Consider the following 26906-nt stretch of genomic DNA (forward strand, 5'->3'; position numbering starts at 1 on the left):
CATAAGGTGAAAGGCTATGTATTTGATTTAGATGGAACGATTTATGTAGATGATCATGTCATTGATGGAGTGCCAGAAGCCATTAGCCGTCTAAAAAAAAGAGGGGATAAAGTTATTTTTTTAACAAATAAATCCATCTCGAGGCGCTCTGATTATGTTAGGAAACTAAATGATTTAGGCATTCAAGTGGAATTAGAAGAAGTGATTAATTCGAATTATATTACTGCGCTCTATTTAAAATCGGTATTGCAGCCGGACGAAAAAGTGATGTGTATCGGTGAAGAGCCTTTGTTAGATGAACTTAGAGAGCAGGGGATTCAGCTATCAGACAAGCCGAATGATGTATCCTATGTTGTGTTAGGCTGGGATAGGGAATTCACATATAAAAAAATTAATAATGCCTATCAAGCGTGGAAGAATGGTGCGAAAATTATTGCGACGAACCCTGATCGTACTTGTCCTGTTCAAGGAGGAGAGATTCCGGATTGCGCCGCGATGATTGGAGCGTTAGAGGCTGTGACTGGCGAGTCTGTATTTCAAGTGACTGGAAAGCCATCACAGCTTACGGCACAGTATGTATTAAAAGAAGTATTGAAAATGCCTGTGGATCAATGCTTCATGATTGGTGATCGTTTAGAAACGGATATCAAAATGGGCAATGAAGCAGGCATGTCATCCGTGCTAGTGATGACTGGCATAACGACAAAAGAGCTTTTAGAAGATTCAATACACCAGCCTAAGCATATATTAGATAGTGTGAAATACATTGATCAATTATAAATCATAGTTCCACATGGAGTGGTCTCCAGCGGAAACTGCGAGTGCACCAGCCTTTAAAGCAGATAGCACTTCTTTCTTTTCAGTTACGAGCCCCCCTGCAATGATTGGATGCGGCAGGCGATTCACAAGCTGATCGATAATTTTTGGCATGATTCCAGGGAGAATTTCGACTGCATTAGGATTACAGGATTTAACCATTTCAATCCCCTTTTCAATGGCTGCAGCATCTAGCAGGAAGATACGCTGAATGGTCACTAATCCATATTCCTTTGCATACTTTACAACATGGCTTTTAGTTGTAATAATTCCAGTAGGTTGCAAGTTCTTAGCAATATATTCAACAGCGGATTTTGAATTTGATAATCCTTCAATAAAATCTAAGTGAAGAAAGACCGTTTTTCCATTAGTTTGAAGTTTTTTAATGTAGTCTGCACTAGTTAATAGGTCGCCTGTTAACAAGAACACGACGTTTGGATTTGATCTGCAGGCGATGTCTAAATCTTTTTCATCAACAACAGAAGCTATGATTTGTGATTCTACGAGGTCAACAATATTCATATTTAATAGTCTCCTTTAATGTAAAAAAGTAAATATAAGTAAGCCAATTATATCATTTTCAGAATAAAATAAATATAAAGAATTTTGGTTAGAGAATAGATGAGAGACCATACTTTTCACACTACAAAATAAAGTGGTGTGTTAAAGTATGGTTTTTTCATTTAGTCATATTAGAAAGGGAGAGCAGAATGAGTAAATTTTCTTTTACGAATAGAGAGCAATGGATGAAGGAAGTGGAACAGGAACATTTCGATGTGGTTATTATTGGCGGAGGTATCACAGGTATTGGGACCGCTTTAGATGCGGTGACAAGAGGGATGTCGGTTGCACTTATTGAAATGCAGGATTTTGCAGGAGGCACTTCAAGTAGATCAACGAAATTAGTACATGGTGGCCTTCGGTATTTAAAACAGTTTGAAATAAAAATGGTTTCTGAAGTAGGTAAAGAGCGTGAAATTGTCTATAATAATGCTCCACATGTTACACATCCCGAGTGGATGCTGCTACCAATTTATCGAGATGGAACATTTGGAAAATACTCTACTTCAGCTGGTCTTCGAATCTATGATTTTCTAGCAGGTGTTAAAAAACAGGATCGGCGAAAAATGCTAAGTAAAGAATCAACGCTTGCTAAAGAGCCTTTGCTAAAAAAGGATGGTCTGATTGGTGGAGGGTATTATGTAGAGTATCGCACCGATGATGCACGTTTAACAATTGAGGTAGCTAAAAAGGCAGTTGAAAAGGGGGCGAAACTTTTAAACTATGTTAAAGCTGAATCGTTTATTTATGATAAAGATACAATTATAGGAGTGGTAGGAGTTGACCAATTTACTGGAAAGAAGATAAATGTGTTAGGCTCAAAGATTGTTAATGCAACTGGCCCCTGGATCGAGTCTTTAGTAAAAAAAGATCGAATCATCGAAGGAAAACATTTATTTCATACAAAAGGTGTACATATTGTTATCGATCAATCCAGTTTTCCGTTAGAACAGGCTATTTACTTTGATACACCTGATGGACGAATGGTGTTTGCGATTCCGAGAAAAGACAAAACATATGTTGGTACAACGGACACCAAATATCATGGTGATTTAAAAAATCCGATTGCCGGATTGGAGGATAAACAATATTTAATAGAAGCAATTAATTATATGTTCCCTGATGTTCAAGTTCAAATGAAGGATATTGAATCTTCGTGGGCAGGAATTCGTCCGTTAATTCATGAAGAAGGGAAGGGACCATCCGAAATATCAAGAAAGGATGAAATTTGGACATCTCCGACAGGCCTAATTAGTATTGCGGGTGGGAAGTTAACAGGCTATCGAAAAATGGCTGAACAAATCATAGATGTTGTGGCAGAAGATTTTAAAAAACGGGGAGCTAATATTGGTCCATGTATAACAAAACTTTTACGCATTTCTGGAGGAGAATTTGAACGTCCGTCAGACTATGAGCGCTACGTAGAAGAAAAAACGGAAGAGTTTATTCGTGCAGGATTTTCTCATGAAGAGGCTTATAGCCTAGTTTCTACTTATGGAACAAATTCAGAGATTCTCTTCCAACTTGCAGAGGAAATAGAAGAAACGGAAGGGCTGCCTCTATTTATCCGCTTATTAATACGGTATTCGGTTTATTATGAAATGACTATGACTGCTAGTGACTTCTTTGTTCGCAGAACAGGTGCGTTGCTCTTTAATATAGAATGGGTAAAAAAATGGAGAAAGCCAATTATGAAGGAATTCGAAAGTATTTTCAATTGGGAGAAAGAGTTGGTAGAAAGAAACAATAAAGAGCTAGATAAAATGCTTATGGAAATAGAACAAGTAGTGTAAGTGAATGTGTTTGTTAATGATCGAAAATAGGAAATCCTACTGCGTGAGTAGTCCGTTCAAAGTAGAAAGAACTTATTGTACTATCCTGATGAGAATAATAAAAAGGTTAATGTGATGATTTATTGGAAAGACAATAATAATTCAGATGGGTATGGGAAGTACATGATTAACGGATCTATTCTCGAATGGTTATTAAATAAAGTTTCCAGCCTTTTTAAGCGAAAGATTTTAGTAACAAAACTTCCATGTAGAGTGAAAGCAGAATGATAACATTTGCTTTCACTCTATTTATTTTAGTCTTTTTATTGCCATTGAGTATAGGATCTAATGATATACTATTAATAAACTGGAATTATTTGTACCAAATGTCTATTTATACCTTTAGTGTCTTTAATGCAATTTGAAATAGTGGATTGTAGAAAACTATTTTTACTCTGGAGGTTCAAAGAAAATGAAAAAAATATTTTTACCAATTTTTATTATTCTTATACTCTTTGGATGTTCAAATGATAAGGCAAATTCTATTACAGAGGAAATTGATAGTAAGAACCACTCTGTCGAAATAGTAAATGTAAATGATCAAGTATTTGAAATTATCCCTACGTATAGTTATTACTTGGACTATATATCTGAGCAACAAAGTAGTGATACCAATAAAGATGAATCTTTCTATGACACTGTGATTGCACCAATAAGTAATGAAGTTTATGGAAATAAATTTTCGCTAAACGGCAATATCCATTTTTCTACACCGAGGAGTATTAGCAAGTTAAATGAATATATCAATCAATTGAATGAAATGCATAGTGAAATTATTCATATTCTTAAGGAGGGATTAAAAGACTCTACAGATATTCTTTCTGGAGGGGATTATAAAATTTATCTAATTCCTTATAATCCTGACGAGAGTTCTTTATATATGGAAGGGGTTGCTGGATTTGCTGATAAGGGAAATATTGTTCTCCAATTAGATCCGTATCAATTTACGAAGGACAGTTTAAAGTCTATATTGGCACATGAATATCATCACGCTGTTTATATGGAGTTCTCCGATTATAATACTCGTCTCCATCATTTGTTAGATAGTGTCCTTATGGAGGGAAAAGCGGATTTATTTACAAAAATTATTTACCCTAATTACTCAGTTCCCTGGATCGAACCACTTAGTCCAGATACAAGCGAAATCGTTTGGAATTATATTAAGGAAAATAAATATTCATATAAAATAGAGGATATTACAAATTTGCATTTTGGGAGTGGAACGGATGGTTTGCCGCAATGGTCAAATTATAAAATGGGTTACCAAGTAATGGAGAGTTATTTGTCTCAAAATCCCAATATGTCAGTAGAAGACTGGACGTTTCTTCCTGCTATGGATATTGTAGATGGTACGGAGTATAGTCTTAAATAATCTGGTGTAACATTTAAATAGAACAGAGCACTTTTTGTTAATTGTTTTGGAAGATCTAAAATATAGAAGAAAGATGTTTTTTTTATGGATATTCCACTATTAATTTTTTGAGGCATGATGATATCTGCCCCAGTACTACGAAATAAAAAAACACCCCTTTCGATTGGCAGCTTAACTCGAAAGGGGCTTTCCTTATGCATCAAGCGTTTCAATATAAAACTCAGTTACTCTTGTTTTTTCCTCATTTGCTTTTGCCTGGCAAAAGAGTACGATTGGGCTTTCTTCATCGTCAAACCATAAGTACCTTATTTCAGCGCAATATCCGCTGTTATCATTATATTCATACACATCTATATCCATTTCTTCGTTGCTTGGCGGCAATGAGAGGATTCCTTGTTCCTGAAACACTTCCTTCAAGAAGTTTTCCGTTTCCTCAGTTAATTTATTCTCTTTTTTCAGTTTATCGTAGCGTAAATGAACTAAATCGAAAAAAGCTTCTTTGGCTAATTGCCTAATTTGCTCTTCTATAGGCATTTTCCTGTCACCTCCTAAGGTTATATTTTGACATTACCATATGGCAACATTTTGATGGAGCAGCTAAAGTCACTTATGGCTAGGAAATTTGTATTATGCAGATTGCTCTTTTTAGAGCTATTGACTATTCCCTTGGGTGCTAGTTTAAGATGAAATGGAGGTGAAGAACGTGTTGATGAGTGAGGCAAGCAAATTAGCAAATTTGACTAAAAAGGCAATTAACTATTATATAGAACAACAGCTTATTTTTCCTGACAGCTTAGAAAATGGATATCGAGTATTCAGTGTCAAGGATGTTGAACGCTTAAAGGAAATTTCCGTTTTACGAAAGCTTGGTCTTAGTATAGAAGAAATTAAATTAATATTTGCGGAGGATACTAGCTCTGCACTTCAAAAAATAGCGGTACAGAAGGAATTAAGTATACAGCGGGATATGGCCAAAAAGGCGATACTTGATAAGCTTAGCTGTGGCTATAGCTTTGCTGATATTCACAAGGAATTAGAAACGATTGAGCAGAGTGCAACGGTAACAGAAAAGTTGTTGGAGGCATTTCCAGGATACTATGGCCGATTTATTTGCTTACATTTTGCACGTTTTTTGAACGAACCTATTGAAACTAGTGAACAGCAAGCTGCTTATGAAGAAATTATCGCATTTTTGGATAATGCACCACCAATGGAATTTCCTAAAGACATACAATTGTTTTTAATTGAAAGCACAAAACATATCTATACAAACGACATTCATGACATGATAGAGAATACAAAACGATCGATAGAAGATCCCCAGAAATTTTTATCTGGAAACAGGGAATTGTTAGAACAATACTTAGAATACAAGCAATCTGAGGAATATAAACAATCTCCGGTTTATAATATGGAAAGAATGCTGAAAGAATATAATCGTACAAGTGGGTATAATGACGTCTTTATTCCCGCGATGAAAAAGTTAAGTCGTTCTTACACGAAATATTATGAGCAAATGAAAAGTGCAAACGAAAAATTCCTTTTACAGTACCCTGAAATTGAAGCATTGAACAAATTAAATGAGTAAAGACTGCGTCCTAAAAAATCAGGAGTAAGTCTTTTTTCTTTGTCTCTTCGTAATCATGTGGTTACAAATAGAGACTTTTGGACAGGATCATTGTCCTAACTGGGACAATGATCCTGTCCCTCTGTCCCTTTTTCTATATTGCTTAGGGGTTAGTCCGGTATGTTTTTTGAAGGTTTTTATGAAATAGCTTTGATCGTTGAAGTTTAAGAATGTACCGATTTCGGCAATGGAATAGTTCGTTAAATCTAATAGCTTTTTTGCTTCGTCTATTCGAAGCTGCTGAATAAATTCGCTTATAGGGATACCCACTTCCTTTTTAAAAAGAGAGGATAAATAATTAGGACTTAAATGACATAATTCTGCTAGGTGATCAAGTGAGATATCACCATACAGATGGTTATAAATATAGTTCTGACAAGCAGTGATGGGTGCTGAATATTTCGCTTCATTTAATTGGTGCACACGATTAGTAAAATCACTTATCGCTTCTTCCGTTAATTTCAGAATGGCTTTCAAACTACCTAATTCCTCGAGTTGCTGAATATAGAAATCACTTAAAGTGAAGGCTATTTCATCATTTAAACCACCTTCAATCGCCGCTCTGCAAACAAGAGCAATTCCCGTTATCATCAAATTTTTTTCACTTCTTAAACGGTTTCGTTTTGACAATAAACCTAATTCCGCCTCACCAATAATCGAGTAGTCGAAAATATCCTTTAATTTATCTTTCTGACCGTGTTTGACATAATCAAGTAAAACACGTTCATATGAAAGATTTGAATGGAAAATTAAATTTTGCCTTCCTTTAGAAAGCTCAAGATCCAAATCCTTTGATTCAATGTTAACAAGGTTTAGTGCAGTATTGTTTTGTATGACAAAAGATTTATCTAACTTTTTGCGGTAAATCAAATCATACATTAATAGACTAATCGCCAGCAGCTGCTGTTTATCAATAATAGGAATGGAGTGATAGTAGTCAATAAGCTTTCTTTTATTCACGCTTCCTTTATAGGCGTCAACTATTTTAGTGATATTTTCATCAGAAATTTCCGCTTCAAGAACAGGCCCTACTATAATAGAACCTAAAAAGTGATTCTCCCTTTTTAGATGAATAAAAAAGAAGTTCAAATTAGAATTCGAAAGGAAGATAGGAAAATCAGTAGGATCCTCTTCATTGGAATAAATACTTATCTGCTGCTTGAACGGGAAATCATATGGGTTTTGCTGCAAGGCAATGGTTGAAAATTCGTATTCGAACTCTCCAAACTGATTGACATAATACACAGGGATATGATGAGCTTCATTTATTAATTGGCAAAAATATCTTAGATCTTCATCGGCTAATTCCATATTCCATAAGCTCCATTCAAGATTATTGAATTCATTTAATGTATTTAAAGATGATAAAAAAATACTATTATTCGTAAAATATTGCAATTCATTTTACTTTGCAAGTTTTAAAATAATTGATGTATCAACTATTTAATAACAAGGGGGAGCTATAAATGGAATTAACAAACAAAATTGCTGTCATAACTGGTGCAGGAAGCGGAATTGGCAGAGCGAGCAGTTTGAAACTTGCTGGAGAGGGCGCAACCGTTGTATTAGTCGATTTCAATAAAGAAACAGGGGAAGAAACATTAAAGCTTGTCAAAGAACAGGGCGGAGAAGGGATCTTCGTTCAAGCAGATGTTTCAAAAGATGAAGAAGTACAAAATTATGTAAATAAAGCAGTCGAAACATATGGACGTATAGATGTATTTTTCAATAATGCAGGTATTATACAGAAGTTTGCTCCATTCACTTCAGTGGAAGAATCTGAATTTGATCGGATTATGGCGATCAATGTAAAAGGCGTCTTCCTTGGCATGAAGTATGTGCTAAAAGTAATGGAAGAGCAAGGCAGCGGTTCTATTATTAACACCGCTTCTACTGCTGGAGTTCGTCCTGAGCATAGTGTAGCAGTGTATTCTGCAAGTAAACATGCAGTTATAGGCTTTACAAAAGGGGCTGCATTAGAATATGCTAATAAGGGAATCCGCATTAATGCCCTATGTCCGGGCGGTGTTCAAACAGCCTTAACTGCTAGTGTGGCCACTCAATTTGAAAAAGGCGGTTATGTTCCAGAAGAGATTTCAAATATGAGAATGGGCCGTTATGCTGACCCGAAAGAACTAGCTGAAATGGTTTCTTTCTTAGCATCAGATCGAGCAAGCTATATGACAGGTTCGGTTGTTCTTGTGGATGGCGGATTGACATTATAGACTGTATTTAGCAAGCATCCTTATAAATTAATCGTAATATAGAAAGAGGAAAGGAGGTGCTTCCATACAATGAATAATCAGAATAGGGTTTTTATTAGAGAGATTTGCTCCGCACAAATGTATACGATGAAGCATTGTGTCAGGAGCCTAATCAGGAAGCACGCTGCTTCCTCTATTCATCGGTAAATAGTTTGCTGATAAAAGTGTAGGGTACTATGCTTATTTGAGTATGACTATTTGCCGATGATACAAAGATTAAAGGGCCATAGACAATGCTTTGTCTATGGCCCTTTGTTTTGGATTTTTCAATGAATTTTGAAAGGATTTTGTTGCATCGATTGCAGCAAAGCCCCCGAAGCAAAGAGCTGGCGTCTAAAAACGCCGTCTCTTTGCTTTTTTTATTTTTAGGAAATGAGGAATGAACATGAGTTTACTAGAGGTCAGAAATTTAACCCACAGTTATATAGATAAAGTTCTATATGATAAAGCAAGTTTTGATTTATACAAAGGCGAACATATGGGGATTGTAGGACAAAATGGTGCAGGAAAAAGCACCCTGATAAAAATATTGATGGGAGAGATAATTCCGGATAACGGTTTGATTAAATGGCAATCTTCTATTCGTATAGGGCATCTTGATCAATATGCCAAAATGAAGGGAACACAAACAATTATTGAATATTTAAACACAGCTTTTGCAAATCTATTTGATCTAGAACAGAAAGTAAATGATCTCTATCAGCTGATGGCGGATACAGGTAATTATGATTTACTGGAGCAAACAGCAGCCTATCAGGAACAACTTGAGGCGAGTGATTTTTATTTCATTGACAGTCAGATTGATAAAGTCGTATATGGGTTAGGGATACATGCAATCGGCACGGATCGCTTAATTAATGAGCTGAGCGGGGGGCAGAGAGCGAAAGTCATCCTCGCGAAGCTTTTGCTAGAAAAACCCAATGTTCTATTGCTGGATGAGCCAACGAATTTCCTTGATAAAGAACATGTAGAATGGCTTGCCAATTATTTAGCCGTTTTCGATGGTGCCTATATCGTCGTTTCCCATGATCATGATTTTTTAGAAAAAGTATCTTCATGCATATGCGATATTGAGTTTGGAACAATTAAAAAATATACAGGGAAATATTCTGATTTTCTCAAGCAAAAAGAGCATTTGCGGGAGGATTATATTAGACAGTATGAGGCCCAACAAAAAAAGATTGAAAAGACGGAAGAGTTTATTAGAAAAAATATTGCCGGAGTTAATACGAGGATTGCACAAGGGCGCCGGAAACAGCTTGAAAGGCTGGAACGATTGGCACCGCCGGCATTCACACATAAACCTGCTTTTGCCTTTAAAGAAATCCCACTTTCCGGGCAGATCGCACTCTCCGTAAATGAGCTAGAGGTTGGTTACGGAAAACCGCTATTGCCTAAATTGAATTTCTCTGTGCTAGGCGGGGAAAAGCTAGTAATTACAGGCTTTAACGGAATCGGTAAATCTACATTGCTAAAAACACTTGTACAACGCATATCGGCTATAGCAGGCAGGTTTCGATTTTCAGAATCAGTAAAGATTGGTTATTTCGAACAAGATTTAGCATGGGAAGATGGAACGAAAACACCGCTGCAAATCATCTCAGATTATTATCCAAAATTAGGTTTGAAGGAGATTCGAAGCCGTTTGGCTCAATGTGGTGTAAAGAATACCCATACGACTCAAGCAATAGCGACGCTGAGCGGCGGAGAACAGTCGAAGGTGAAGTTATGCCTGCTCGTACTTTCGCCGTGTAATTTTCTTATCTTAGATGAACCAACCAATCATTTAGATGCGGAAACAAAAGAAGCATTACAAAAAGCGTTAATTCAGTTTAAAGGCAGTGTATTACTAGTCTCGCATGAAGAAAAGTTCTATCAGCAGTGGGCTGATCGATCATTAGCTATAGAGGATTGTATATAGTTATATTAAAAAGGGAAAGGTCCCTTAAATAGGGACTTTTCCTTTTTTTTAGAGGAAATAGTTATTAAAGGGCTGGTGTCTGGGAAAGTGATTTGCGAAGATGGAATACATGTACATGCAAGTCAGGCTAATTATTATCTCCTTCCGGCTACTTGTAATCATGTAGAGTTTTTGTAGAGAGTGTTTTGCTAATATAATATTTCAGGATTAATATGATAGAAAATTTCTTCGAATGAATTCTTTGGGTTTTGTCACGTTCATAAAACGAATGGCTTCATGAGGTGTTTGTTCGATTGAAAAATAGCAGATTAAACTATAAAATCATTCATTGACGCTTGGTATCTGAATATCCTTTTTTAAACAACGGTATAAAGGAGGGCGCTTATGTTTTTGTTTTTAATTGGGGTGCTTGCCTTTCTGCTCATAATGATAAGAATACTTATTAGAAAAAAACAGCGAGTGCAGAGAAAGAAACTATCACAACGATTACATATAGCTCTGAAGTTTAATCAACAAATATAATGGAACAAAATAGATGCTGATTAGGAGCAATAACAATGATCATTACTGCATTTTACTAGGCAACAGGAGGTATAACTATGGCTCGAATCATTACGATTACTTCTGGTAAAGGTGGTGTTGGAAAAACTACTATCACTGCTAATATAGGGACCTCCCTTGCATTAATGGGGAAAAAGGTGTGTCTTATTGATGCAGATTTCGGTTTAAGAAATTTAGATATCCCATTAGGGTTAACGAATAGGATGATCTATGATATTGGGGATTATTTAAAGGGCAATTGCCAGCTAAAACAAGCGTTAATTAAGGATAAAAGGTTTCCTGACCTTTGGTTTCTGCCGGGGAGTAAGGAATATACATCGTTAAATATCAAGCCAGAGCTTTTCAAGGAAACGGTTGAAAGCCTTTCTGAAAGCTTTGACTTCGTCTTAATCGATTCACCTGCTGGAATTGAAACGGGATTCAGGAATGCAGCTGCAGCAGCTAATGAAGCGATTGTTGTATCGAATACTTATCGTACGTCCATACAAGATGCAGATCGTGTCATTGGCTTATTGGAAGAGTTCATTTCTATTCCACCCCATTTAATAATTAACATGGATCCGGGGAAAAAGAAAAGCAGTCTTCATTATGAGAATATTTCAAGTATCTTAGATACACTTCAAATTAATTTACTTGGGGTTATCACCCAAGATCATGAAATTGTTCATTCCATTCATCAAGGTATCCCGATAACATTAAATACTAGCAATGATAATGGACTGCGATTCCGCCATGCTGCAAGAAATCTGCTAAGAAATGAAAATAAAGAGTATATCTCCGCTCAAATAAAAGAGAAGAAAAGTCTCCATTTATTTAAATGGAAAAAAATGATAAGAAAAATATAGACAATCGGCAGTATTCCATTCTTCAGTAACGAATTATCCTTTAGGAAAGAAAAACTGAATCAAAGACTGAAAGAAAGAATATAAATCAAAAAAACATTTGAGTTTCGAACGTTTTTTTGATTTATATTCGCCTATAAACTTCGTATAGCGAAAGATATTTAATCCATCCTAGGCTTTTATTCCCCTTCATTAAAGGAGTCATCCACACTCCAGTTTGTTTGTACACTATCCCCGTTTGCTGGCTAAATAGATTGAGCATCAGAATTATGAAATGTAACAGCCTTAGTACTTCGAAATTTTTCCATATTATAAAATCAACTTGACATTCTTTTGAAGAACCTTTATAGTTACCTTTGGTAATAGTTATCCTTGGTAATTATTTTTTTGAGAGGAAGTGGAAGAATTGGAAGGTTTTTTTCAACGATATTTAAGTCTTTATCGATCACTAATAACTACATTAAATGAATTATTAAGCACGTATGAGCTTTCTTATTCTTTATGGCAAGTTATTTTTTATATAAAAAACAATGGACCTTCAACACTTGTGGATATTTCAAATAAATATAATGTAGAGAAACCGACGATTACAAGGAGGGTTCACCGTTTGGAAGAACTGCAAATCGTGAAACAAATTCCTGGTAAGGATAGGAGAGAAAAAATCATTCAGTTAACTGAATTAGGAGAAAAGATTTATCTGGAATGCAGAAAAAAAATAAACGACTTAGAAAATAGTGTAATGGAAGGGATAAAGAAAGAAGAGCAGAAGGCTGCTTTTCATATTCTGCCTAAAATACAAGAGAATCTTTTAATTAGAGAGGGTAATAAAAGTGAGTAAGTCAAAATTATGGACGAAGGATTTTATTATCGTGTCCAGCATCAATTTTTTGTTAACGCTAGTCTTTTATTTATTAATCGTTATTATAGGTGTTTATGCAGTGGATGAATACCATGCTACGACAAGCCAGGCCGGTCTCGTTACAGGAATTTTTATTGTAGGAACTTTAATTGGTCGCCTGTTTATTGGTCGCAGTATTGATTCAATTGGCCGCAAGAGAACATTATTTATTGGATTAATTCTATATATTTTATCTTCAGCTTTATATTTTATCCATTTAGGGATTGCTTTCCTGCTTATAACACGTTTATTACATGGGATAACATTAGGTATTGCGAGTACAGCAACAGGAACGATTGTTGCCCAAATTATCCCGGCTTCACGAAGAGGAGAAGGAATCGGTTATTACAGTATGAGTGCGACATTGGCTACAGCAATCGGACCTTTCGTTGGATTGTACATGAGCCAGCATACTAGTACACAAATCATTTTTAGTCTTTGCCTTGTGTTAGGAATCATTAGTCTGATTACAGCATTCTTTGTAAATGTACCGGTATTGGAAGGAGCAACAAAAAGAAAGGGGGAAAATGGATTCAAGCTTTCACAATTTATTGAGCCAAAGGCAATTCCAATTGCATTGATAACTTTAGTAGTAGCCTTCTGTTACTCTAGTGTTTTATCATTTATTAATTTCTATGCAATTGAAATTGACCTTGTTAGTGCTGCGAGCTTTTTCTTTCTTGTCTATTCAATAGCTGTATTGGCTTCACGTCCATTTACTGGTCGATTAATGGATGTAAAAGGAGCAAACTATGTGATGTATCCTGCATTTATTTTCTTTACAGCCGGTATGCTGCTTTTAGGATTTGCTCATAATAGCCTTACGCTATTAGCTGCAGGCGTCCTAATTGGGCTCGGATTCGGAAATATGCAGTCTTGTACACAGGCAATTGCCATTAAGCTTACTCCCCCTCATCGCATGGGATTGGCTACGTCAACATTCTTTATTTTTCTTGATGCTGGGCTTGGATTTGGACCTTATCTGTTGGGATTCTTCATCCCATTTACGGGCTATAGTACACTTTACATGATATTGGGCGTTGTTGTTTTGGTATCCTCTGGTCTTTATTATTTGCTGCATGGCAAGAAAGAAAAGGCTACGATTAATAATGCAGTTGAAACGCTTGGTTAAGTTTCCAAGCGTTTTTTGCTATTTATCCGTATAAATGATGGTTAATTGAAGGGCCAGATCAATTACAATATCTTCATAAATGGTTTGATAATTTAGGAGTATCGTAAAAGATGAAATATATAGAAATAATCATTGTTTACATGTTTCTAAATGTGATAATATCTAAATATTATGAATAATTAAAATGTAATATTGGCTAAAAGGACGCTATCATTGAGTACATCTGAGTACATATCCTTATGCCTTCAACTAGAAAATACACGAAATAGTCGAAGGAGGGAAAGTGCTTGAAGAGGACTTTATCTGCATTACTATGCATCTTCCTGTTATTGCTTTCTGCTTGTGGATCAGGAAGCAAAGAAGCAGGGGGAAGCAAGGAGGAAAAGGAAACGATCAAAATAGGAATTACGCAGCTGGTTGAACATCCATCATTAGATGCTGCCCGTGAAGGATTTATTGCAGCTTTGAAGGATGCTGGTTATGAGGAAGGAAAAAATCTTAAGCTAGATTACCAGAATGCGCAAGGAGATATGAACAACAACATGACGATTGCTCAAAATCTCGTTGCTGACGATAATGATTTGATTTTAGCTATTGCAACAGCAAGTGCACAAGCAGTTGTTCAATCAACAAAGGAAATTCCTGTCCTGTTTACTGCAATCACTGATCCAGTAGGTGCTGAATTAGTTGAAAGCTTTGAAAAACCGGGTGGAAATGTAACTGGTACATCTGATACACATCCAGACGCGATTAAAAATACGATGAATGCAATTAAAAGATTTTTTCCTGATGCTAAGAAAGTAGGGATGATCTATAACTCTGGGGAACCTAACTCTGTTGTTAATGTCGAAAACGCAAAAAAGGCTCTAAAGGAGCTTGGATTAGAGGCAGTTGAAACAACCGTTTCAGCAAGCTCTGAAGTGAAGCAAGCAGCAGAGTCATTAGTCGGAAGAGCGGATGTTTTTTATATTCCGAAGGATAATACAGTTGTTTCCGCCCTTGAATCGGTTATTACTGTAGCCAATGAGAAGGATATTCCCACCTTTGTAGGAGAAAGCGATTCAGTTAAACGCGGAACATTTGCTTCATATGGCTTTGAATATCATGATTTAGGGTATACAACTGGCAAAATGGCAGTCGAAATTCTCGAGGGGAAAAAGCCAAGTGAGATCCCAGTCGGTTTTCCAGAAAGCTTAGAGCTTGTTATTAACAAGGCTGCAGCTGAGCAAGAAGGAATCACACTAACAGAAGAAATGTTAAAGGATGCAAAAATAGTAGGGGAATAAAAAGCAATGGAAAACTGTTTACCGAAGCTATAAAGAATTCGAAGGGCTCGTAAATGAGACATTGCTTATGTATGAAAATTTTAAAACGGAGCTAATCCATACATACACTCAACAATAAGTAAGCTCATCGAAAAACCTTGACAGGCTATTGCCTTTCAAGGTTTTTATTTTTCAACTTTTATTTTCATTTTGCTGTAAACTTTTTAAGGGAAAAGGACTCTATACTTATAGAGGAGAGTAGAGAGGAGGAGCTATGGATTCTCAGCTACTATTAGAGTTATATAAAAAGCAAGCAAAAATGATTTACTTTTACTTGAAAAAGAACGGATGTAGTCATGAAGATGCAGAAGATATTGTCCAAGAAAGCTATACAAAATATATAGCTTATAGCAACGGTGTTTCTTCAAATAAAGCTCTTTCGTATATTTTTTCTATTGCTATGAATGAGTTTAAAAAAAATCTAAAGAAAAAAGGAAAAGAACAAGTGATTTCGATTAATGATGATCGCTTCTGGAGTAATTTCACCAATGACGATGATACGGTATTTAGTGTATTAACTATTGAAATGAATAAAGAAATAGCACTTACTTTAAATCGTATACAAGAAAATTACAAACAGCTTTTATTATTAAAATACGAACTGGAACTAAGTTATAAAGAGATGGCGCTTTTACTAGGAATGAAAGAAGAAACCATTAGAACATATTTATTTAGAGCAAGAAAAGATTTTCAAAAGAATTGGAGGAATCTTCATGAATGACTTTACAGAAGATGTTTTTGATGAGAGGAAGATAAAAAAGGCGATAAGGAAGGGCAAAAAGAAGACGATTATTACAATTGTTTCCGTCTCATTAATCGTATTTGTTGTTTTGAACATTTTGAATTTCGCTATTTCTGTTTATTTTAGCCAGAAGACATTTAAAAAATGGGATGCTTATACCAGACTAAGTACCCCAAACGGTTATATAAGTGAAACTGTTGATTCAAGAGGATTTTTAGGAGGAGTGGGCAATTATAAAGTGGCAAAAAATATGAAAATTAAATCGGTTGTTATCGAACAAAAACAATATCAATTTGGTCTTATTCCATCTGTTTTGATTTCAAGAGGTTCTGGTGGAGGCATTGGGGTCACAGGAGAGGATTGGCAAGTTTCCTATAAAGAAAACGGCTGGAAAGAAATGATGTTTTTTCATCCTAATGTTAAATATAAAAAGTATAAAAATGATAAAGATCTGATTCAAAGAATGCAGGGAGATAAAATATACGAGGTTGCGCTCTCACTTGATAAGCCTTACAAGCCGAATGAGTTACCTTTTACTGAACTTTCTGAAGTGACTTGGTTTTGGATAAATACGTATACGAATAGCGAAATAAAAACATTTCAAAAGGAAGCAAAAGAAAATGACTGGTCCTCAGCATTTATTAGAGAACGTGATGCGTTAGGTTTTTCTACAAATAGTTCTTATACCTCAACAGCAGATTTAGACGATGATTATGATCGGTTTCTCAGATTACTTCGAACTAGTATTTCCAGTGAGCATAATAAAGTATATAGTACCTTTAAAGATAAAAAAATAGAAGATATAGAAATTTTAGGAGTAGTTGTTTATGGGACAAAGGATCAAATTTTTAAAATGATGAAAGAACCTAGTATAAAAGCTGCATCTTTAGGGGGAATCGTTGACAACTATTAGTTCTTAAAGGTTAATAACCTCAATAGTACTGTATGGTGAGATTAATTCCCTAAGATCATGTCAATAAATTTGACTCCGAATTATATGGATGTTTCTAGTGAATTAAGTAAAAACTTCAAAAGTTATCCTATAAAAAGAAATTTTTGAATTTCCATCATTTTAATCTTGAAAAAAATATAAACGTGAGTATAATATAAGAAAAATGAAGAATTAAATGTTTTCTAGGGTTCCGCAACTAACTGTTGGTCTGGTCCGAGAGGAAACTCACAGCTCTGCTGTGTCACGGAGGGATAAAAGCCTGGGAGATAACTGTTTAACAGTTTCTCGCAGGCTTTTTTGTTTTTATGGAAAAATAAAATTGGAGGTGTCATCTAGGTGAACGCAAACTGGATTAAAGTAATTGTTGCTGCTTTTTTTGAAGTGTTTTGGGTTATTGGATTGAAACACGCTGATGATTTTTGGACTTGGGCTGGAACGGTTATCTCCATCTTCATTAGTTTCTATGTAATGATTATGGCAGGACGAAAGCTGCCTGTAGGAACGGTATATGCCGTTTTTGTGGGATTGGGAACGGCTGGAACGGTTATTACTGAAATTCTTATTTTTGGAGAACCATTCAAAATGAGTAAAATACTAATGATTTTATTATTATTAGCGGGTGTAATCGGATTGAAATTAGTGACAAAGGATCAAGAGAAGGAAGGAGCTGAGTCCTAATGGCATGGATTTCATTAATCCTAGCAGGGGTATTTGAAATGCTTGGTGTTGCTATGATAAATAAATTTCATAAGGACCGTAACTTGAAGTCTCTTGGACTATTAGTTATTGGATTTGGGGCAAGCTTTGTATGTCTATCTTATGCAATGGAAACACTTCCGATGGGGACCGCTTATGCGATATGGACAGGAATTGGTGCGTCTGGTGGAGCGGTACTGGGTATGCTTTTATATGGTGAATCAAAGGATTGGAAAAGGTTGGTCTTCATAGCTATGGTCCTAGGAGCAGCAATCGGATTAAAACTGGTCTCATAAATTAGAAAAAGTAAAATAGCTTATATAGTGCTATCAATTTTGGTACACAAATTAATAGAGCTGAAAATTTGGAGGAGCTTGTCACCAAGGGATAAACCATGTACTGTTGGTAACAGGCTCTTTTTCTATGTAAAAAAATAGATGGCCGGTCTGATTCATTGAGCAAGCCTTTATGTACGACGTAATAACTAGCGCAGGGAAATGAAGCGACCGACATTTACATACTTGGTTGTAAGCAGATGCTTATGCATGTTATTTAATCGTTACTATTGAAAGATAAGGTACACTTAAATAACGACTATTATTCTATCTTTTTTCCTAGAAATGTTATAGTTATATATATAACTTATTTCCTGTTTTTGTATATTTTGAGAAAAGTTGTTGGAGAATCCTGTAATATTATTTAATAAAACATTGATTGAGGTGGGAAAGTGTTCAAACGGACAATTTCAATGATTGTTATTTTACTGCTATTTCTTTCAGGCTGTTCGGAGAAAAATGAAGCAATCGAGGAGAAGCCGGAGGGAGAAAAGGAGAAGACTGTACAAGAGGAAACTAAAGATGTGCAGAAAAAGAATGATGTAAAAACGGACAGTAGATTAGCAGAAATAAAGGCAGTGAAAATCCCAGAAACGATAGAGGACTTTGCGAACTCACAGCCTGGCAAGCTTACATTGGATTTTTCCTATGAAAAAGAAACAGCATCCTGGCCAAGTCTGCATACGCTAGAAGGAATTGAGAGTGAGCTGACTGAGCATTTGCGTTCAGTTGCTGGTGAAACAGATGACGTGGATCAGCTTTATCAATCACTCATTTATTACATTGGCAACAGTGCGTATCCGCAAGTGGTTAAGGAGTTACTTACATTTAAGCCTGAATTTGATGAACCGTATTTGCCAGAACCTGAGCAAGTTTCAGAAGAAACAGCTCAAGAGAATGCAACTCCTTCAAAAGCTATTATCATGCTAGATGCAAGCTCCAGTATGCTGCTGAATGTCGATGGTGAGCAGAAAATGAAAATTGCTAAAAGCGCTGTTCGAAGCTTTGCGAAAACGATAGGCGCTGCTAGTGAGGTTTCTCTCTATGTCTATGGGCATGCGGGATCACAGGAAAATAAAGATAAGCAATTATCGTGTTCGACAATAGATGAAGTATATCCGCTGCAAAAGTATGAGGAGGAAGGTTTCTATCAAGCGGTTGATGGTGTCGAGGCAAAAGGCTGGACCCCTTTAGCAGGTGCAATAAAAAAGGCGTATGAAGTTAGTCAATCGTTAGATGGAGAGATTACTCTTTATATTGTAAGTGATGGAGCAGAAACATGTGATGGAGATCCTATAGCTGAAGCAAAGCAATTTGTTCAAGGCCAAGAAAATCGCAAAGTGAATATTATTGGATTTGATGTTGATGAAAAGCAAGAGAATCAATTAAAAGCTGTGGCGGAAGCTGGACAAGGGGTTTACTTCTCAGCGAAAAACACAGAGGAGCTAAAAAGTACCGTTATCCAAAAATGGGTGCCGCCGGGCTTGATTGATATCATCGGAAAGCAGTGGTCCACACCTAAGGGAACATTTGCTGTTGCATGGAGAAATATGGATGTGCATAAAATGGCACAGAAAATATCGAATGCAATCAATGTGGAACAAGGAAGATTTATGGGTGCTGCGAATGTAATGTTTTCTGAGGGGCTAATAACAGAGGAACAAAAACAAAGTCTAATAGGGAAAATTGAGGACCATGGAAAGCGGTTAAATCAGCTCACGGATCAATTAAAAGAACAAAAATTAAAGGAAATTGATGATGAAGTCAATCGAATTGACAAGAAAATCAATGATTGGGCAGAACGGATGGAACAAATCCGTGCGGAAAATGAACAATAAGGCTACACTCAGGTAGAACTGGACATGAAATGTGTTTTGTGGTGTGTAACAGGAGGAGTATATGAACAGAACAGCGGAATTTGTATTAGGATTAGTCGGGGGAATTATAGGCATACTTTTGTCTTTAGTCGGTTTCTTTTTTAGCTTTGCTGGTTTTTTAGCTGATGATCCAGGTGTTGCTTGGGTGGTTGCTATCGTTACCTTTGTATTTTTTATTATCCAAATAAGCGCGTTAATCATGAGTTGTCTGGTGAACCGGATGGACAATAAACTTTATGGCGGATTAATGATTACATGCGGCGTCCTATCCTTTCCGGTATCCATTTTTCTAATGTTTGTACCGAGTGTACTCTATATTATTGCTGGGGCGCTTGGGTTGAGAAGTAATATAGAAATGAATAATAAAGCATTTGAAGAGAAGATTATCTAAATCAATTGGTTCTTCTTCACAACAATCGAATTAAAGATATCCCTGAAAGAATTTCCCTTTCAGGGAATTTTTATTGCCGCAGGATTTTGACAAAAAATATCGAATTAAATAAATGGAGGAATTTAGAAAAATAGGGCAGATAACAGGAGGAACTTTATGACTTATGAACATATTCACCCGATGATCGATAAGATATTGAAAAATATAGAGAAAGTAATGATTGGGAAGCGTAGCGTAGCAGAACTAAGTATTATTGCCTTGCTTGCAGAAGGGCATGTATTGCTTGAGGATGTCCCAGGTGTCGGAAAAACAATGATGGTGAGAGCATTGGCAAAGTCTGTTGGTGCGAACTTTAGGCGGATTCAATTTACACCTGATTTGCTACCGTCGGATGTAACAGGTGTATCCATCTATAATCCAAAGGAAATGGAATTCCAATTTAGACCAGGGCCAATTATGGGAAATATTATTTTAGCTGATGAAATTAATCGTACGTCCCCAAAAACACAGTCCGCTTTGCTTGAAGGCATGGAAGAAAGCAGCGTGACAATTGATGGGGTTACACACAAGCTCGAAAAGCCTTTTTTTGTTATGGCAACGCAGAATCCAATTGAATACGAAGGTACATATCCGCTTCCTGAAGCCCAGCTGGATCGATTTTTATTAAAAATGAAAATGGGTTATCCAGATATGGCGGATGAGATGGAAGTATTAAATCGGGCAGAAAAAGTAAAGCCCATTGATGAGCTGGAGCCGGTAATCGATTTGAAAGAACTAAGAGAGCTGCAGAGGCAGATGAAAGAAGTGCATGTGGACGATACAATAAAGCGCTATATTGTTGAATTATCCAGCAGGACGAGGACGCATTCAAGTGTTTATCTTGGAGTAAGTCCGAGAGGATCGATTGCCTTAATGAAAGCTGCACAATCCTACGCATTTATGTATGGCAGAGATTATGTTCGACCTGATGATATTCAATATTTAGCCCCATCTGTTTTTGCCCACCGAATTATTTTAAAATCAGAGGCGAAATTTGAAGGGATTCGAGCGGAAGAAATAGTCGATCGTGTGATTGCGAGAGTACCTGTTCCAGTACGAAGGCTAGTGAAATAATATGAAACGGTTCTTTTCAGTCTTTAAAAAAGTATGGAAACTAATTGTTTTATTTTTACTCATAGCAATTACTTTTTCTTATGCTATGTTCCAGGGCGGGTTTGTCAGCTGGTTTTTATTTTATAGCTTTCTGCCATTCGCCCTGTATGCGCTAATCCTTGCCTTTTATCCAATTAGCCATTTCGAGGCAGAGAGATTCTTTCTTAAGAGTGAATATAATGCGGGGGAAACATTAAAGGTAACAATTACACTGACAAGGAAGTCGGCGTTTCCGTTATTTTTTCTAGTTTTAGAAGATCGTATGAGCGACCCTCTTTTCGTTTCACGGCAGGGGAATCAATCGAAGGTACTTCTAATTCCGGGAATTCGTAAAGAAATCACTTGGGAGTATCAAGTGGATAAACTGCCAAGAGGCGAACACATTTTTCGGAATATTCACATGAAAACAGGGGATCTTCTTGGATTGATTGAAAAAGAAAGACAGCTTCACTTAGAAGATAAAATCCTTGTTTATCCTTCGTATGAAGAGATCATCTACAAGACAATGGAAAATCAATATGATCAGGGAATGACTGCTTCGAAAGAACGTGTACAACGGGATACTACGATGGCGATTGGAATTAGAGAATATCAGCCAGGAGATCGTTTTTCATGGATTAATTGGAAAGCAACCGCAAAGCGAAATGACATTATGACTAAAGAATTTGAACAAAGGCAGTCGCATGATGTGTACATCCTAATGGATTGCACACCGGACAATCATTTTGAAGCGATTGTTTCTTTTTCAGCCTCCGTTGTCAAGGCGATTCTCTTAAAAGGGGCGAATATAGGCTTTCTGTCTTCTTCATCTGAGCGTATTGCTTTTCCAGTTAGGGGCGGTGAAAGTCAGCAGCAACAGCTATTTTACCATTTAGCTAAGGTTAGAGATAACAGTCCCGTTACGTTTGACCGTGTGCTTGAAATGGAACATACCCTCCTGCTTCAAAGTAATAATGTAATGCTTATTACAGCACAATTGACTAGAGGTCTAATTGAAAAAGCAGGAAGGTTTACTTTAAAAAATGGAGCAGTCACTATTTTCCTCTTGAAACATGAAAGGGAATCACTTTCTCAAAACGAGCTCACTTTAAAAGCCGCTGCAAATGCAAGAGGATTACGTATAGTAATGGTGCATGATGGACATTTTTCAGCTGTATTCTCGGAGGTGGTTCGATCATGACATCAAGGAAGGTACAGAAGGATTTAATGACCTTCATTATGTATATCTTTGGCTTTTTGCTGCTATGGGAATGGCTAAGGCCGCTTGAACAGCTTACAGATACTTCGAATATTGGGGTATTCCTCTTATTTATTTTCATTTCACTTTTGCTTTCGTTCATAGGGACCCCCATTTTAATTAGCGGCTGTGTGAAGTGGGTATTTACCATCGTTGCTTTACACTTTTTATATATTGATGAAGCCTTTTTTCAATTTAAATGGGTTTCCATATTTATTACTGATTTTATTGAAAGCTTTCAGATTATAATCGCAAGAGATTGGTCAAATTTAAGCAATCTTTTCAGAAGCTTTTTGTTTTTTATTCTGCTTTGGCTCATGACATATTTGATCCAATATTGGTTAATCAATCGTAAGCAGCTATTTATTTTCTTTTTCATGACACTAGTCTACATTACGGTACTAGATACATTTACTCCCTACGAAGCTGGCTGGGCGATTGTAAGAACGGTCGTTTCAGGATTTGCTGTATTAGGGATGCTAACTTTCTTCAGGCTACTGGATAAAGAAGGAATTAAAAAAGAGAAAAATCTTTCGCGAAAATGGATGGTCCCGTTAGTTACTATGATTGTTGTAAGTGTAGGCTTTGGACTGGCTGCTCCGAAAGCAGAACCAATTTGGCCAGACCCGGTTCCATATTTAACCTCATATGGAAAAGAAGGCGGGGATGGCAAGGGGGTTCAAAAAATCGGCTATGGATTGGATGATTCAAGTCTTGGAGGACCATTTATTGGTGATAACCAGGTCGTTTTCACTGTTGAGGCTGAATCACGTCATTACTGGAAAGTAGAAACAAAGGATGTTTATACAGGGAAGGGGTGGATTACCTCAGGTTCAAGAGAAGAAAGGAGCCCATTTGGTTCTGAAGACCAAGTGCCTATTACTTCCTTTTTCAATAGATCAGGTGTGGAAACAACGAAGGAATCAAGTACGGTATATTCACTGAACAACCATTCACATATTGTTTATCCATTAGGCATAAAGAAAATAAATGCAGCCCCCTTCTACTCCTTTGAATTGGAAATCACCACAGAGAAAATTCTTTCCTTAGAAGGGGATAGTCCAATTGCTATCAATCAATATACACTGGATTATGATATTCCAAGATACAGTGTAACTGCTCTTAACGAAGCTAGTTCAGAAAAAAATATTGTTGAAAATAATGAATTGATCAGCAGGTATACACAGCTGCCTGAGAATTTACCGCTACGTATTAAGGAATTAGCTGAGGAGATCACGGATGGGAAAGATTCCTGGTTTGAGAAGGCGAGGGAGTTAGAACGTTATTTTAGTAGATCAGGGTACTCTTATGATCAGAAGGATGTGGCTGTTCCCGGAGAAGATGAAGATTACGTGGATCAGTTTTTATTTGATACGAAACGTGGATATTGTGATAACTTCTCCACTTCGATGGTTGTACTGGCAAGGTCTATTGGAATACCGGCAAGGTGGGTGAAAGGGTATACAGAAGGCGAGTATAAAGGAATAGGTGAGTCAGGAAGCCGGATGTTTGAAATTACGAATAACAATGCTCACTCATGGGTGGAGGTTTTTTTTCCGGGAATTGGATGGGTGTCATTTGAACCTACTCAAGGCTTTTCGAATAGTGTTCAATTTAACTTTGACACAGCTTCACAGAGCCATGATCAGCCCTCAGCGATGAAACCAGAAGAACTGGAAAAGGATAAGCCAGAATTAAAAGAAGATAATGAAAAACAAGCCGCTTCTTCCGAAGGTTCTTTTAGTAAGTTATTCAATCCAATAAAAAGTTTCTTTAAGGCATATTGGAAATTATTCGTTTTGGTTATTCTTGCAGGGGCTGTCCTTGCTCTCATCATTTATCGAATTCGTGGCCGATGGCTTCCGTATTATTTAACTTGGAGATTCAAATGGACGAAAAAGGATGAGAACTTCCAAAAGGCTTATTTGCTTCTGCTTAGAGAATTAGATCGATACGGTTTACATCGAAAGGATGGACAAACACTTAGAGATTATGCGGACTATGTCGATCGATTCTTCTCATCACGAGAAATGGGCCGGTTAACCGCCCGATATGAACAGCTTATCTACCGGGGAAATCTCCAGAAGGGAAGCTGGGAGGAAACGAAGGAATTATGGGAAAATTTAATTAAAAAGACAATAGCTTGACCAAAAAAATAACCTGTTGATACAATAGGGTTAATTAAAAACTAAATGTATCCTTCATATATCCTCGATAATATGGTTCGAAAGTTTCTACCAGGTCACCGTAAATGATCTGACTATGAAGGCAGATGATTCTATATGCTTTTTTTAAAAAGAACCAGAATTCTGCCTTCACCATTTCGTGAGGGAGAATTCTGGTTTTTTGTTCGAATAGCTAGTTTTTAAGATATTTTTATGTAAAAAAGAGAATAATAAAAATATGTTTAAAAGAATTTAATTAACATAATGAGGTGAACCGCGTGACGGGGAAAACAGAATGGAACAATCAGGAAATGATTATTGTATTGGATTTTGGCAGCCAGTATAATCAACTAATTACACGCAGAATTAGAGAATTTGGTGTATATAGTGAATTGCATCCACATACGATTACAGCTGAAGAAATTAAACAGTTAAATCCAAAAGGAATCATTTTTTCCGGCGGTCCGAACAGTGTATATGAAGAGGGAGCATTCCGTTGTGATGAAGAGATATTTGATCTGGATCTCCCGATTTTTGGCATTTGCTATGGCATGCAGTTAATGACGATGCACTATGGCGGCAAGGTGGAAAAGGCAAAACAACGTGAATACGGAAAGGCATTACTAAAGCTTGAAAATCAATCCAAGCTATTTGCGGACCTACCTGATGAACAAACAGTTTGGATGAGCCATGGGGATTTAGTAGTAGAAGCGCCTCAAGGTTTTACAGTTGATGGAACAAACCCATCTTGTCCAATTGCTGCGATGAGCAACGAAGAAAAAAGCTTATATGCCGTTCAATTCCATCCAGAGGTGCTGCATTCTGTTTATGGAAACGATATTTTAAAGAATTTTGTGTTTGGTATTTGCGCATGCAAAGGCGACTGGTCAATGGAAAACTTTATTGAAGTAGAGATGGAGAAGATCCGTCAGACGGTTGGAAATAAGAAGGTGCTATGTGCATTAAGCGGCGGTGTTGATTCTTCTGTTGTAGCTGTTCTTATTCACAAAGCAATTGGCGATCAGCTTACTTGTATTTTTGTTGATCATGGTCTGCTTCGTAAAGGGGAAGCTGACAGTGTGATGAAGACCTTTGCTGAAGGATTCCACATGAATGTAATCAAAGTAGATGCAAGGGACCGTTTCCTAGACAAGCTTAAAGGTGTATCCGATCCGGAAAAGAAACGTAAAATTATCGGTAATGAATTTATTTATGTGTTTGACGATGAAGCGACAAAACTTGAGGGCATTGAATTCCTAGCACAAGGAACGCTTTATACAGATATTATTGAAAGTGGTACGGCAACTGCACAGACGATTAAGTCTCATCATAATGTAGGTGGTCTTCCTGAAGATATGCAATTCAAGTTAATTGAGCCGCTTAACACGTTGTTTAAAGATGAGGTTCGTGCTTTAGGAACAGAATTAGGCATTCCTGACGAAATTGTTTGGAGACAGCCATTCCCAGGTCCTGGTCTTGGTATTCGTGTATTAGGTGAAATATCTGAGGAGAAGCTTGAGATCGTTCGCGAATCAGATTTTATTTTACGTGAGGAAATCAAGAAAGCAGGCCTTGACCGTGATATTTGGCAATATTTCACCGTGCTTCCTGACATCCGAAGTGTAGGTGTGATGGGAGATGCTCGAACGTATGACTACACAATCGGCATCCGTGCAGTTACATCGATAGATGGGATGACATCTGACTGGGCAAGAATCCCATGGGATGTACTTGAAGTCATTTCGACGCGTATTGTAAATGAAGTGGATCACATTAACCGTGTAGTCTATGACATTACAAGCAAGCCACCAGCAACAATTGAGTGGGAATAAAGAAAAGCGGAAGCGCCTTGCACAGCCCCGACAAGCATAAGACAAGCCAGCGGGAAGGTTGTACTTTAACCTTCATGATGGAATGGCTTATGACCTCGAGGGGCTAGGCGCTGCAGCTAGACAAAGAAAAGCGGAAGCGCCTCGGTCAGCGACGTATGGACTGGACGGCTCTCGACTGAGATAAAGAAAACACGAAGAGCGATATGGATTTGATGTTGACTTATCGTAGGGAGAGAACGGAAGTCCATAGTCGCTAGGCGCTGCAGCAGACAAAGAAAAGCGGAAGCGCCTTGCATAGCGGCGTATGGACTGGACGGCTCCCGACTAAGATAAAGGAAACACGGAGAGCGATAGCGCTGCTTGAGAATCAAAAGAC

Annotated in this window: 23 protein-coding genes and 2 riboswitches; of the genes, 20 read left to right on the plus strand and 3 right to left on the minus strand. The window is 37.0% G+C overall.

From position 1 onward, the window contains the following. The first annotated feature begins 6 nt into the window (after positions 1 to 6). A complete protein-coding gene (locus RUH74_RS16250; RefSeq protein ID WP_313801838.1) occupies positions 7 to 780 on the plus strand; it encodes an HAD-IIA family hydrolase in 774 nt (257 codons plus the stop codon). Here the strand turns inward: RUH74_RS16250 and RUH74_RS16255 are convergent. Next, positions 775 to 1338 carry a glycerol-3-phosphate responsive antiterminator gene (locus RUH74_RS16255; protein WP_313801840.1) on the minus strand — a complete coding sequence of 188 codons (564 nt, stop codon included), beginning with the start codon at positions 1336 to 1338 and terminating at the stop codon, positions 775 to 777. The two genes, RUH74_RS16250 and RUH74_RS16255, sit on opposite strands and share 6 nt — an antisense overlap. A gap of 188 nt (positions 1339 to 1526) precedes the next feature. Here RUH74_RS16255 and RUH74_RS16260 point away from each other — a divergent pair, with 188 nt between their 5' ends. Further along, positions 1527 to 3170, plus strand: coding sequence for a glycerol-3-phosphate dehydrogenase/oxidase (locus RUH74_RS16260; protein WP_313801842.1), 1644 nt, complete (start codon positions 1527 to 1529; stop codon positions 3168 to 3170). 451 nt (positions 3171 to 3621) lie between these two features. Then, positions 3622 to 4581 (plus strand): DUF2268 domain-containing putative Zn-dependent protease, encoded by a 960-nt coding sequence (locus RUH74_RS16265; RefSeq protein WP_313801844.1) that lies wholly within the window; start codon positions 3622 to 3624, stop codon positions 4579 to 4581. A 192-nt stretch (positions 4582 to 4773) separates the two neighbouring features. Here RUH74_RS16265 and RUH74_RS16270 read toward each other — a convergent pair whose 3' ends face one another. Further along, entirely contained in the window at positions 4774 to 5115 is a 342-nt protein-coding gene (locus tag RUH74_RS16270; RefSeq protein ID WP_313801846.1) for a DUF7668 domain-containing protein, read from the minus strand. Between the two features lie 175 nt (positions 5116 to 5290). Here RUH74_RS16270 and RUH74_RS16275 point away from each other — a divergent pair, with 175 nt between their 5' ends. After that, a complete protein-coding gene (locus RUH74_RS16275) occupies positions 5291 to 6169 on the plus strand; it encodes a MerR family transcriptional regulator (RefSeq protein WP_313801877.1) in 879 nt (292 codons plus the stop codon). A gap of 87 nt (positions 6170 to 6256) precedes the next feature. On the opposite strand, the gene RUH74_RS16280 is transcribed toward RUH74_RS16275, so the two are convergent. Further along, positions 6257 to 7519, minus strand: coding sequence for a helix-turn-helix domain-containing protein (locus tag RUH74_RS16280; RefSeq protein ID WP_313801847.1), 1263 nt, complete (start codon positions 7517 to 7519; stop codon positions 6257 to 6259). Between the two features lie 155 nt (positions 7520 to 7674). Between RUH74_RS16280 and RUH74_RS16285 the strand changes: the two genes are divergently transcribed. The 16 genes from RUH74_RS16285 (at position 7675) to guaA (ending at position 26530) form a co-directional block, all read left to right on the plus strand. Beyond that, positions 7675 to 8433, plus strand: coding sequence for an SDR family NAD(P)-dependent oxidoreductase (locus tag RUH74_RS16285; protein ID WP_057767878.1), 759 nt, complete (start codon positions 7675 to 7677; stop codon positions 8431 to 8433). Positions 8434 to 8857: 424 nt separating this feature from the next. Then, positions 8858 to 10393 carry an ABC-F family ATP-binding cassette domain-containing protein gene (locus RUH74_RS16290; protein ID WP_313801849.1) on the plus strand — a complete coding sequence of 512 codons (1536 nt, stop codon included), beginning with the start codon at positions 8858 to 8860 and terminating at the stop codon, positions 10391 to 10393. Between the two features lie 599 nt (positions 10394 to 10992). Next, a complete protein-coding gene (minD, locus tag RUH74_RS16295; RefSeq protein WP_313801850.1) occupies positions 10993 to 11799 on the plus strand; it encodes a septum site-determining protein MinD in 807 nt (268 codons plus the stop codon). 403 nt (positions 11800 to 12202) lie between these two features. Beyond that, positions 12203 to 12634: a MarR family winged helix-turn-helix transcriptional regulator gene (locus RUH74_RS16300; protein WP_313801852.1), complete on the plus strand. Its 432-nt coding sequence runs from the start codon at positions 12203 to 12205 to the stop codon at positions 12632 to 12634. Continuing rightward, positions 12621 to 13826 (plus strand): MFS transporter, encoded by a 1206-nt coding sequence (locus tag RUH74_RS16305; RefSeq protein ID WP_313801879.1) that lies wholly within the window; start codon positions 12621 to 12623, stop codon positions 13824 to 13826. The genes RUH74_RS16300 and RUH74_RS16305 overlap by 14 nt, the downstream gene beginning before the upstream one ends. A gap of 287 nt (positions 13827 to 14113) precedes the next feature. Further along, positions 14114 to 15112, plus strand: coding sequence for an ABC transporter substrate-binding protein (locus tag RUH74_RS16310; RefSeq protein WP_313801854.1), 999 nt, complete (start codon positions 14114 to 14116; stop codon positions 15110 to 15112). A gap of 253 nt (positions 15113 to 15365) precedes the next feature. Further along, positions 15366 to 15872 (plus strand): RNA polymerase sigma factor, encoded by a 507-nt coding sequence (locus RUH74_RS16315; protein ID WP_313801856.1) that lies wholly within the window; start codon positions 15366 to 15368, stop codon positions 15870 to 15872. Continuing rightward, entirely contained in the window at positions 15865 to 16806 is a 942-nt protein-coding gene (locus tag RUH74_RS16320) for an anti sigma factor C-terminal domain-containing protein (protein ID WP_313801858.1), read from the plus strand. Before RUH74_RS16315 ends, RUH74_RS16320 begins: the two co-directional genes overlap by 8 nt. A 210-nt stretch (positions 16807 to 17016) precedes the next feature. Beyond that, positions 17017 to 17113, plus strand: a riboswitch (guanidine-I (ykkC/yxkD leader). Positions 17114 to 17181: 68 nt separating this feature from the next. Beyond that, positions 17182 to 17523 carry a DMT family transporter gene (locus RUH74_RS16325; RefSeq protein WP_313801860.1) on the plus strand — a complete coding sequence of 114 codons (342 nt, stop codon included), beginning with the start codon at positions 17182 to 17184 and terminating at the stop codon, positions 17521 to 17523. Then, on the plus strand, positions 17523 to 17837 hold the full coding sequence (locus RUH74_RS16330; RefSeq protein ID WP_313801862.1) for a DMT family transporter: 315 nt from the start codon (positions 17523 to 17525) through the stop codon (positions 17835 to 17837). The genes RUH74_RS16325 and RUH74_RS16330 overlap by 1 nt, the downstream gene beginning before the upstream one ends. Positions 17838 to 18268: 431 nt before the next feature. Then, positions 18269 to 19714: a vWA domain-containing protein gene (locus tag RUH74_RS16335; RefSeq protein WP_313801864.1), complete on the plus strand. Its 1446-nt coding sequence runs from the start codon at positions 18269 to 18271 to the stop codon at positions 19712 to 19714. Between the two features lie 61 nt (positions 19715 to 19775). Next, a complete protein-coding gene (locus tag RUH74_RS16340; protein ID WP_313801866.1) occupies positions 19776 to 20144 on the plus strand; it encodes a DUF4064 domain-containing protein in 369 nt (122 codons plus the stop codon). A 156-nt stretch (positions 20145 to 20300) separates the two neighbouring features. Further along, positions 20301 to 21257 (plus strand): AAA family ATPase, encoded by a 957-nt coding sequence (locus RUH74_RS16345; RefSeq protein WP_313801868.1) that lies wholly within the window; start codon positions 20301 to 20303, stop codon positions 21255 to 21257. A gap of 1 nt (position 21258) precedes the next feature. Further along, positions 21259 to 22476, plus strand: a complete 1218-nt coding sequence (locus RUH74_RS16350) for a DUF58 domain-containing protein (protein WP_313801870.1) — start codon at positions 21259 to 21261, stop codon at positions 22474 to 22476. After that, complete coding sequence (locus tag RUH74_RS16355) at positions 22473 to 24680, plus strand: transglutaminaseTgpA domain-containing protein (RefSeq protein ID WP_313801872.1); 2208 nt, start codon at positions 22473 to 22475, stop codon at positions 24678 to 24680. Before RUH74_RS16350 ends, RUH74_RS16355 begins: the two co-directional genes overlap by 4 nt. A 34-nt stretch (positions 24681 to 24714) precedes the next feature. Continuing rightward, positions 24715 to 24816: riboswitch (purine riboswitch) on the plus strand. Between the two features lie 160 nt (positions 24817 to 24976). Continuing rightward, positions 24977 to 26530, plus strand: coding sequence for a glutamine-hydrolyzing GMP synthase (guaA, locus tag RUH74_RS16360; protein WP_313801874.1), 1554 nt, complete (start codon positions 24977 to 24979; stop codon positions 26528 to 26530). Positions 26531 to 26906 lie beyond the last annotated feature (376 nt).

Origin of the sequence: Cytobacillus sp., assembly GCF_032154635.1 — a bacterium.
Classification (GTDB): domain Bacteria; phylum Bacillota; class Bacilli; order Bacillales; family Cytobacillaceae; genus Cytobacillus.